Below are 9,169 nucleotides of genomic sequence, written 5' to 3'. Positions count from 1 at the left end.
TTGAGCAGATCGCGCGGAAAAGCGCGCCCGGTCTGACGACGGTAGTGGTGCTCGACAACGCCTCGATCCATCACAACATCGATCAGGAAACAATCGACCGATGGTTTCTCGAACATCGCATGGTGCTCTTCTATCTGCCGCCCTACAGCCCCGAACTGAATCTCATCGAAATCCTCTGGAAGCACGCCAAGCATCACTGGCGCCGCTTCGTCACTTGGACCAAGGAAACCATCGATGCCGAGGTCAAAAAACTGCTCGACGGATTCGGCTCAGATTTTCAAATCAGATTTTCGTGAACACTTAAAGCAGATCAGGTTCGCACCGCCGGCAACCTGGCCGGTCGCCGACACCGGATCGTAGCCAGGCGTGTCCATGAACACGAGACCGCGCGCCCTAACCGGCTGGGCGTATTCGTACACCTCGACCAGGTTCGTGGAGCCTGCCTTTGCGATGCCGCCCAACGATTTCTCGAGGACGGTCGTCAAACCGCCGGCCTTATTGCCCGCCGACGGATTGTTGTTGATCTGCGCCCCTTGCCGCTGCGCGTATGCTTCCCACCACCTGATGCGATCGACCAGTTTCTGTCCCACTTGGGGCGTTACCGCGCGGCGGGTCAATAAGTGCTCGGCGCCATAAATCTCCGGCGTCTCCGAGAGAATCGCGGTACCGCCGTGCCGCACGAGCAAATCGACGGCTGCACCCAGCACAGGATTGGCCGTGACGCCCGAATATCCGTCCGACCCACCGCATTGAAGGCCAATGGTGAGATGACTTGCCGAAACCGTTTCCCGCTTAACGTCATTCGCGTCGGGCAACATCTGCCGAACCAGTTCGATACCTTTTGCAATAGTCAGGGTCGTGCCACCGGTGTCCTGAATCGTGAAGGTTCGCAAGCGGTCGTGTTCCCTGAGCCCCTGGGTTTCGAGCAGCCGCGAAATCTGATTCGTTTCACAGCCCAGGCCGATAACCAGCACGCCCGCGAAGTTGGGATGGCACGCATAGCCGCCAAGTGTGCGCTGGAGGATCGCGAGGCCGTCGCCTTCGGAGTCAATAGCGCAACCCGAACCATGGGTGAGCGCGACGACGCCATCGACGTTCGGAAACGCGGCCAACGCTTCAGGATGAATGTCACGGCGGAAATAGTCGGAAATGGCTCGCGCGACCGTGGCGGAGCAGTTCACCGAGGTAAGGATGCCGATGTAATTGCGCGTTGCCACGCGGCCGTCTTCACGCACAATGCCGCGAAATGTCGCCGATTCAGTTGATGGGACAGCGGCACGTACGCCCTGACTGAATGCGTAGTCACGGGCGAATTCGCCCATCGCGAGATTATGGGTGTGAACGTGCTGCCCCGCGCGGATCGGCTGACTCGCAAAGCCGATGATCTGGCCATAACGGTGCACCGCTTCACCTTCACCGATGTCGCGTGTCGCCACTTTGTGACCGGGCGGGATCAATCCCGAGACCGTCACCGCTTCCTCATCCAGCACCGTGCCGGACATGAGCTGATCGAGGGCGATGACGACATCGTCAGCGGGATTGAGTCGAATGACGCGACCCGGTCTGACCGCGGTCGATGCGACAGACTTGCCCGCAACAGGGGACGACATGGAACTACTCCTTCGTTTCTCAATGCGTAACGACGGTTTCAGGATCGGCTGCACGACGTCGCATTACGCGCGGTGCAGCCGTGTTCAAACGACGTTTCAGCCAGCGCTCCACGGCGTCTTGCAGCGCGTGTACTCGAGTTGATAGAGCGTGGAGTCCGGCGCAACCGCGGCGGCCCCTGGCAAAGCAGTGAGCCCGGCAAGGAAAGCGTCCACTGTTGTGCGGACATAGTCGGCACGGCATCCTTCGATCATCACGATCCATGTCGGCACCTGGGTGCCTTCCGAACGCGCCTTCTTCTCAGCAGTTTCGACCTTGCTGACGGCCTCATCGGCCAGACACAGGTGCACGCCCGTGATCCCGGGCCGGTCGGCGAGCGGCGGCAAGACCCGTTGACGCAATCCCTTCACGACATCGGCCCGCGCCGCGGAAGGCACGTCGAAGCGCACCGTCATGAGATTGACTCCCTGCCCAACACCTTCCGAATACGCCACATGGCAGATCGAGCGGGCCACGCTGCGAAACGAGGCGACGACCTGCTTCGTCCACGGCGTCGGCGAATTGAGCCGAAGCAGGTAGTCCTGCGCGCCGAGCACCTCCACGGTGTCGGCTTCATACAGATTGAAGTACTCGGGGCCCGCATCCAGCGCAATGTAGCGCCGCCCGCGCCTGAACCCCGGAATCCCGGCGCGTTCCGGCATGTGCTCGCGGTTGTGCCACTCGTAGAATTCATCCTTCGCTTCCGGCAGCAGGTCATGCCAGATTGCGACGACGCCCGTTCCAGCAAGGCTCATATCTCCTCCTTCTACAGATCGAATCGTTTTATCGTGCCAACGGATATTCGCCACGGCCCCATGCCGTGCCAAGCGAATCCGCATACCGCACGACCTTCTGGCTCTGCTCGCCGAGTCCGCTGCCGCCGAGGGTCATGGTGTCGCCCGCTTTCAGAAAGACGGGCGGCTTCTGACCGAGGCCGACACCGGGAGGCGTCCCGGTAATAATGACGTCGCCAGCCATCAGTGGCATGAAGCGGCTGAGATACGCCACGATATGCGCGACGTTAAAGATCATCGTGCGTGTGTTGCCCGTCTGACGACGTGTGCCGTTGACGTCGAGCCACAGGTCGAGCACCTGCGGGTCGGGCACTTCATCGCGCGTTACGAGCCACGGGCCGAGCGGCGCAAAAGAGAAGCCGCTTTTGCCCTTGGTCCACTGGCCTTCGCGTTCGAGCTGATACGCGCGTTCGGAAACGTCATTGGCAAGGCAGTAACCCGCCACATGATCGAGCGCGGTGGCTTCATCGATCTGCCAGGCGGGTTTGCCGATCACCACGCCCAGTTCAACCTCCCAATCCAGCTTTTGCGCGTCTGCCGCCAAGATAACGGGATCGTTCGGACCGCTGATCGAACCCGTATGCTTGTTGAACACGACAGGTTCCCGCGGGATGGGCGTATCGGTTTCAGCGGCATGGTCGGTGTAGTTCAGACCAATGCACACGAGGTTACGGACATTGCCGATACAGGCGCCCAGGCGCGTGCCCGCTTCCACGACGGGCAGGCGATTCAGATCGAGTTCGCTCAGCTTCGCAAGGGCCGCAGCCGAAACAGTCGTTCCGTCGATGTCGTCGACGATGCCGGTCAGATCGCGGATCGCGCCGCTTGAATCGATGACACCGGGATGCTCCTGACCAGGCTGGCCGAAACGGACGAGACGCATTTGAAGACTCCTATCAAGACAAAAAAAGTATCGGCAACGTGCCGAGATCACCGAAGCCGATATGCAACTCACTGCCGATCGGCAACTCGAGCACGCCCGCGTAAGAGCCCGTGATCACCGCCTGGCCGGCATGCAATCCAAGGCCGCGGACGCGGAGAAAATTGACGAGCCACACGATCGGCGCGAGCACGCTGCGATCAGGGTGGCAGCCAGAAAAACTGACCGTGTCGTGTCCGGCGCGAGTCACACTGACGGTGAATTGGACCGGGAGATCGGCCGGCGTCGCGCCCTCGCGCAATTGAACGCGCGGCCCCATGACAAGACCGGCGTTGAACAGACCGTCTGCCAGCAATTCAGGAAACGTCAGCGATTCTGGATGCGCATAGCGACTGCCCAGCAGTTCGAGCGCGAGGTGAACATTCCCGAGAGCGTCGAGCACCTCGGCTTCGCCATAGGCTTCGCGCCGTGGCGGCAGATCGCGAGCCAGCAAACAGGCCAGTTCGGGTTCTGCCCTTACAGAAGACTGCGCAAGCCCGGCGCGAGTGCAGCATTGGGCGCCTCGATGGATAACGGCGTCATAGATTGGCGCAGCGATGAGTTTGCCCCCCGGCGGCAGCGCGCATTTCCAGGCGCCGGCCTGCCAACCGAGCTGATCGCCCACCTGTTGCTGGATCGCGAAACCCTCATCCAGATTTTGGGGACGCAGTTCGACGGGAAGGCGCTCCGCGAACGTGCCTCGCTGGCGCGCCGTGACGAGAAGGCGTGCTGCCTGCTCATCCAGCGCGGCGAGTCGCCCGACAGCCTGATCTGCATCCGGCGTGCTCATGCCGCCTCACTCGCATGCGCACCGACGCTCTGGCGCGGCCATACGGCACCCAGCTTCGCGGACGCTTGCTGCAATAGCGCGTAAAAGGCCTCGTAACGCTCCGGCTGAACCCGTGTGACCGGCCCGGCAATGCTCATGGTGCCGACCACCGCACCGTCAGGCAGCGCACGCACCAGCACCGCCAATGCGACGACACCCGGCTCGGCCTCTTCGACGACAAGGCCATAGCCACGCTGCCTGGTCCGCTCCAACTCCGGAATCAGCTGCTCGACGCTGGTAATGGCCTTCGGCGTCCATGCGCCCGCGGCGGACGCTTTTCCGAGTCCACCACGCAGGGCGTATTCGATCGCCTGGTCGTTCGGCATTCCAGCCAGCCACGCCTTGCCAACCGATGTGGCATGCAAGACGATGGGACTATGCATGGACGGCGAATACATCAGGCCCGGTGCCGCGCCCTGGGACGCTGCCAGCCACGCGAGTGTTCCTTCGTTGACCACCGTCAGCCGGACCAGCTCGCGGCACTGACCCGCGACCTCATCGAGGATCGGCTGCACCAGACCCGGCAGACCAAGCCCATGCAGGTACCGCTGACCGAGCAGGGACAGCTTCAAGGTCAGACGGTACTGGGAGGTCTGTTCATCCTGTTCCGCCCAGCCCTGCTCGCACAGTTGCGCGAGTACGCGATGCGCGGGGCCCTTCTCCAGCCCGAGTTCGGCGGCGATATCGGAGATGCGCATCCAGCGCGCCTCACGTGCGAGCAACTCGATCGCCTGCAGCGACCGGTCAACTGCTCCCTTGACAACTCTCATAATTGACGTAACATGATTCTTAATGGAACGGTGTTACAACAATAGACAAACAGCACCGGAAAGTCAATCACGATGGAGACAAGCATGAATCGGAACACCCGGGTTAAGCCTCACGGCAAGCGCCAGTCGAAGATCGCCGCGGCCAGCGGCTGGATCGGCTCGGCGCTGGAGTACTACGACTTCTTCATTTACGCGACTGCGGCGTCGCTGGTGTTCCCGCAGCTCTTCTTTCCGTCTGATAATCCAACGGTCGCCATCATCGCCTCACTGGCAACCTTCGGTGTCGGCTATATCGCCCGCCCGGTGGGCGCCGTCGTCCTCGGCCACTGGGGCGACCGCCACGGCCGCAAGACGGTGCTGCTCCTCTGCATGTTCCTCATGGGCTTTTCAACGATGGCCGTCGGGGTCCTGCCAACCTATAAGCAGGTCGGCATCTGGGCGCCGGTGCTGCTCGTGGTTCTTCGCCTCATCCAGGGCTTCGCGGTCGCCGGGGAGCTCTCCGGCGCCAGTTCAATGATTCTCGAGCACGCACCGTTCGGCCGGCGCGGCTACTTCGCGAGCTTTACCCTCCAGGGGGTGCAGGCCGGACAGCTCATGGCGGCAGCGATCTTCCTGCCTCTCGCGCATTTCATGCCCAGGGACCAGTTCACCTCCTGGGGCTGGCGGATTCCGTTCCTGCTCAGCATTGTCGTTCTCATCGCGGGCTACGTCATTCGCCGCAAAGTCGATGAGACCCCGGCGTTCGCCGAGGAGCGCGTGCACGGCGAAATTCCCGCCTCGCCAGTCGTCGAAGTGCTCCGGCAGAGCTGGGACGATGTCGTGCGCGTGGTTTGCATGGCGCTTACCGCCGTAATCGCCCTTGTCGCCGCGGTCTTCGGCACCGCCTACGCGGTTCAGCCGGCGTACGGCATCGGCTTCCCTCCCGGCATGTATCTGTGGATCCCTGTTCTGGGCAATATCTGCGCAGTGATCCTGATTCCCTTCGTCGGCAACCTCTCAGACAGGATTGGTCGCAGGCCGCCAGTCCTTGTCGGCACCCTCAGCGCCGGACTGCTCTCGTTCGTGTATCTGTACGCTATCAGCATCCATAACGTGTGGCTGGCGATGGTTCTCTCGGTGCTCATGTGGGGCATCGCCTATCAGGGCTTCAACGGCGTATTCCCGAGCCTGTTCTCCGAACTGTTCCACACGCGCGTGCGCGTGTCCGGGATGGCCATTGGACAGAACGTCGGGACGACGCTTTCCGCGCTGCTCCCGGCATTCTTCGTCGCGGTCGCGCCCCCCGGCTCCGCCAATATTCCACTGAAGATCGGAGCCCTGACATTCGGCATCTGTGTCGTGGCCGCGATCGCCGCCTTTACCACGCGCGAGACGTACCGGGTCCGGCTCCACGATCTCGGCGACCGCAACGCGGTCCCTGTACCCAAAGGCGAATACGATCGTCTGCGCGCCGAGATGTTGCGTGAGGCGACCGGAACAGCCGGCTCACAGGATCTGACGAACCAACTGCGCTCGTAGCCGAAAGCAAGGGCCATATCGGCAGCGACCGCCCGGCGCAACTTACGCTGTTCGGACGAGCCGGGCAGGAACACGCGGCCGCGGCACTCGCCAATATCTGATGCCACACAGGAGAAAGACACATGCACAACCAAGGTACGCCACGTTACGATGGCCCGCGCGAACTCGCGCAATCCCTGACTCCGTTCGCACGTGTGAGCGCATCCGCAGCGGTCTGGAACAAGGAAGGGCTGCGCGCGGACTCCGAGTATCGCGACCTCGGACTCGCCGCGGTGACCAACGGTCGCATCGGCGCCAAGCACATTCGCGCACTGACCCCGTTCACCGACGCCACGGGCTGGCATTGGCACGACATGACTGCGCACTATCTGTATGTGCTGCGCGGATCGGTGACGTTCCGTTTCGCCGGCGTCGAGGGCGATGTGACTCTCAACGCCGGGGACGACCTCTCGCAACCCGCCGGCGTTCCGCACAATGTGATCTGGCGCTCCGATGACCTTGAAGTCATCGAGATTAACGAGCCCGCTGTCTACGGAACATGGGATCTCGCCGAAGCCCCGGCACCCTGGAAGTGAGCAGTAAGCTATGACTGCACCTTCCGTCAACATCGGACATGAGGCCGCAATGCATCCACATATCACGGGAAGAACGCGACTTTACGGGTTAGTGGGCGATCCGCTGACGGCAGCCAGGTCGCCGCAACTGCTGAACCAGCTTTTTATCGAACAGCGCGCGGACGCGGTCTGCGTTCCGTTTTGGGTCAAGGCGGAAGACCTGTCCGCATTCGTCGCCGGCGCACGAGCGTTACGCAATCTTTCCGGCCTGCTGGTCACAATGCCTCATAAGCAACGGATGCTGGATTTTGTCGACGAACTCCATCCCACTGCTTCCAGGGTCGGCGCACTCAACGTGATACGTTGCAACGAAGATGGACGCTGGGTCGGCGCCATATTCGATGGCGTGGGCTGTGTGCTTGGCATGCAATGGGAAGGCAATCATCCGGCGAATAAGTCCGTTCTTCTCGTCGGTGCCGGAGGCGCGGGCAGGGCTATCGCATTTGCAGTCGCGGCGGCGGGCGCCCGAACGTTAACCATATCCGACGTCGACGAGCAGCGGGCTGGCGAGCTCGCGGAATCCGTTGCTGCCGAAACCGGTTGCATCACGCATTCCGGACCTCCCGACCCGCACGGTTTCGAAGTCGTGATCAATGCCACACCGCTCGGCATGAACGCGAATGACGCCATGCCGGTAAATCCCGAGCGGCTCGCACCCGGCACCATCGTCGTAGACATCATCAATGCGCCAGAGCCGACGCAGCTTCGCCGCGCCGCGCATGCGCGCGGCTGTCGTACCCAGGACGGGGGGCCGATGCATGAAGGGCAGGCAGTGCATGCCCTACGCTTCCTTGGGTTCGATTACCACCCTGCTGGCAGGTCAGCACCAGACGACGGCGTGCTTTTCGCGCCTGCAACGAACGCAAGTCGTTAATGCCCTAACGCCTCTGGGAAAGCGCCCGGAATCGACAGTTTTACCAGTTTGAATGGAGGGAAGATGCGATGAACAGTTTCAACGTTTCCACATTGGTATGTGCGGCCAGCTTTAATGCGCGCATCGCGCAAGCACGGAGTCGATTCGTCGACGGTGCGAAGGGAGAACACGCATGAAAGTCGCATTGCTGGAGGCCAGCCATTGGCATGTCCCACTCTATCTCGATGCGCTCGAGGCGCCCGGTATCCAGGTGGTAGCCGTTTCAGATGCGGAGCAAGTAAAAGGACAGGCAATTGCCGCGCGCTTTGGGAGCACGTTGTACTCGTCGGCGTATGAATTGCTCGAACGCGAGGATGTCGATTTCGCGTTTGTGTTTGGGCGGCATTCCGAAATGCCGACGCTCGCGGAGGCGGTGATCGAACGAAAAATTCCGTTCGCGCTGGAGAAACCCTGCGGCGTAAACATGTCGCAGGTCACGCGGCTGCGCAAACTGACCGAGGAAGCCAATCTTTATTGCGCCGTACCGTTGATCTTCCGGATGAGCGAGTTGCTCGGCGCACTGGAAGATGCGGAGGATTGCATACCGTCGGACTTTAACTACATGTCTTTCCGTTTCATTGTAGGTGCGCCTGGTCGTTACGAAGCTGCAGGCGCAGGTTGGGCACTCGATCCTGTGTTTTCCGGAGGCGGATCCACGATCAATGTCGCAACCCACTTCATCGATCTCTTCAGATTACTGACCGGCAAAGAAGTCGCGCGAGTCTCCGCCACCATGAACTCCCGAACGCATCGAGGCGCCGTCGAGGACTACTCGTTGCTGACAATGCAAACCGAAGACGGCGTGATCGGGCTCGTGGAGACCGGATACAGCTTTCCCAGTACTCAAGACGAGCAGCGCGAATTCTCCTTCACCCTTTCATCCGATCGCATGTACGCAAAATCGGGCCCCGACCGGATCGAGATTCGGGACCGGAACAATCTTGCCGCCGGCACTCGTAGTCGCCGTCTCCAGTTAGAGACCGACATTTACTATCCACTGTTCGTCAAGCGAGTGCTTGGTGAATGCCGCACAGGTGCAAGGCCGATCGCGTCCTTGCGCGACGCCGAGGCGATGATGCAGGTCATGGATGCGGCCTACGCTTCTGCTCGGCAGGGGGGTGCGCTTCAGACTCTTGAACCGATTTCCGGGTAATCCAGGCCATCG

9 protein-coding genes and 1 pseudogene are annotated in these 9,169 nt (G+C 61.5%); 5 read left to right on the top strand and 5 right to left on the bottom strand.

All coding sequences use genetic code 11. The features are described 5' to 3' along the window. The first annotated feature begins 44 nt into the window (after positions 1 to 44). Complete coding sequence (locus tag F6X37_RS38010; protein ID WP_410451389.1) at positions 45 to 296, top strand: transposase; 252 nt, start codon at positions 45 to 47, stop codon at positions 294 to 296. Here the strand turns inward: F6X37_RS38010 and F6X37_RS22595 are convergent. The 5 genes and pseudogenes from F6X37_RS22595 to F6X37_RS22575 all read right to left on the bottom strand — a co-directional run. After that, positions 285 to 1,610: pseudogene (locus F6X37_RS22595) on the bottom strand (UxaA family hydrolase); the annotation flags it as partial. The gene F6X37_RS38010 and the pseudogene F6X37_RS22595 sit on opposite strands and share 12 nt — an antisense overlap. 96 nt (positions 1,611 to 1,706) lie before the next feature. Then, positions 1,707 to 2,456 (bottom strand): hypothetical protein, encoded by a 750-nt coding sequence (locus F6X37_RS22590; RefSeq protein WP_316251991.1) that lies wholly within the window; start codon positions 2,454 to 2,456, stop codon positions 1,707 to 1,709. After that, a complete protein-coding gene (locus F6X37_RS22585) occupies positions 2,431 to 3,324 on the bottom strand; it encodes a fumarylacetoacetate hydrolase family protein (RefSeq protein ID WP_187612813.1) in 894 nt (297 codons plus the stop codon). The genes F6X37_RS22590 and F6X37_RS22585 overlap by 26 nt, the downstream gene beginning before the upstream one ends. Positions 3,325 to 3,337: 13 nt before the next feature. Further along, the gene (locus tag F6X37_RS22580; protein WP_187612812.1) at positions 3,338 to 4,150 is read right to left on the bottom strand and encodes a 2-keto-4-pentenoate hydratase; all 813 of its coding nucleotides are present in this window, start codon (positions 4,148 to 4,150) and stop codon (positions 3,338 to 3,340) included. Next, entirely contained in the window at positions 4,147 to 4,959 is an 813-nt protein-coding gene (locus F6X37_RS22575) for an IclR family transcriptional regulator (protein WP_184067543.1), read from the bottom strand. The genes F6X37_RS22580 and F6X37_RS22575 overlap by 4 nt, the downstream gene beginning before the upstream one ends. Positions 4,960 to 5,043: 84 nt before the next feature. On the opposite strand from F6X37_RS22575, the gene F6X37_RS22570 reads away from it, so the two are divergent. From F6X37_RS22570 to F6X37_RS22555, 4 genes are all read left to right on the top strand, one after another. Further along, entirely contained in the window at positions 5,044 to 6,477 is a 1,434-nt protein-coding gene (locus F6X37_RS22570) for an MFS transporter (protein WP_184067546.1), read from the top strand. 122 nt (positions 6,478 to 6,599) lie between these two features. Continuing rightward, positions 6,600 to 7,052 (top strand): cupin domain-containing protein, encoded by a 453-nt coding sequence (locus tag F6X37_RS22565; RefSeq protein WP_090805074.1) that lies wholly within the window; start codon positions 6,600 to 6,602, stop codon positions 7,050 to 7,052. A gap of 10 nt (positions 7,053 to 7,062) precedes the next feature. Then, complete coding sequence (locus tag F6X37_RS22560) at positions 7,063 to 7,965, top strand: shikimate dehydrogenase family protein (RefSeq protein ID WP_262419986.1); 903 nt, start codon at positions 7,063 to 7,065, stop codon at positions 7,963 to 7,965. Between the two features lie 172 nt (positions 7,966 to 8,137). After that, positions 8,138 to 9,157, top strand: coding sequence for a Gfo/Idh/MocA family protein (locus F6X37_RS22555; protein ID WP_184003693.1), 1,020 nt, complete (start codon positions 8,138 to 8,140; stop codon positions 9,155 to 9,157). The last annotated feature ends 12 nt before the right edge of the window (positions 9,158 to 9,169 follow it).

Origin of the sequence: Paraburkholderia sp. 31.1 (genome assembly GCF_014397645.1) — a bacterium.
Taxonomy (GTDB): Bacteria; Pseudomonadota; Gammaproteobacteria; order Burkholderiales; family Burkholderiaceae; genus Paraburkholderia; species Paraburkholderia tuberum.
Note: the sequence above shows the minus strand (reverse complement) of the source record. Positions and strands in the feature narration are given on the sequence as shown.

Excerpts from the sequence above, each read along its gene's own strand:
- F6X37_RS22585 (WP_187612813.1), bottom strand. The coding sequence starts at position 3,324 with ATGCGTCTCGTCCGTTTCGGCCAGCCTGGTCAGGAGCATCCCGGTGTC.
- F6X37_RS22580 (WP_187612812.1), bottom strand. The coding sequence starts at position 4,150 with ATGAGCACGCCGGATGCAGATCAGGCTGTCGGGCGACTCGCCGCGCTG.
- F6X37_RS22575 (WP_184067543.1), bottom strand. The coding sequence starts at position 4,959 with ATGAGAGTTGTCAAGGGAGCAGTTGACCGGTCGCTGCAGGCGATCGAG.
- F6X37_RS22570 (WP_184067546.1), top strand. The coding sequence starts at position 5,044 with ATGAATCGGAACACCCGGGTTAAGCCTCACGGCAAGCGCCAGTCGAAG.
- F6X37_RS22565 (WP_090805074.1), top strand. The coding sequence starts at position 6,600 with ATGCACAACCAAGGTACGCCACGTTACGATGGCCCGCGCGAACTCGCG.
- F6X37_RS22560 (WP_262419986.1), top strand. The coding sequence starts at position 7,063 with ATGACTGCACCTTCCGTCAACATCGGACATGAGGCCGCAATGCATCCA.
- F6X37_RS22555 (WP_184003693.1), top strand. The coding sequence starts at position 8,138 with ATGAAAGTCGCATTGCTGGAGGCCAGCCATTGGCATGTCCCACTCTAT.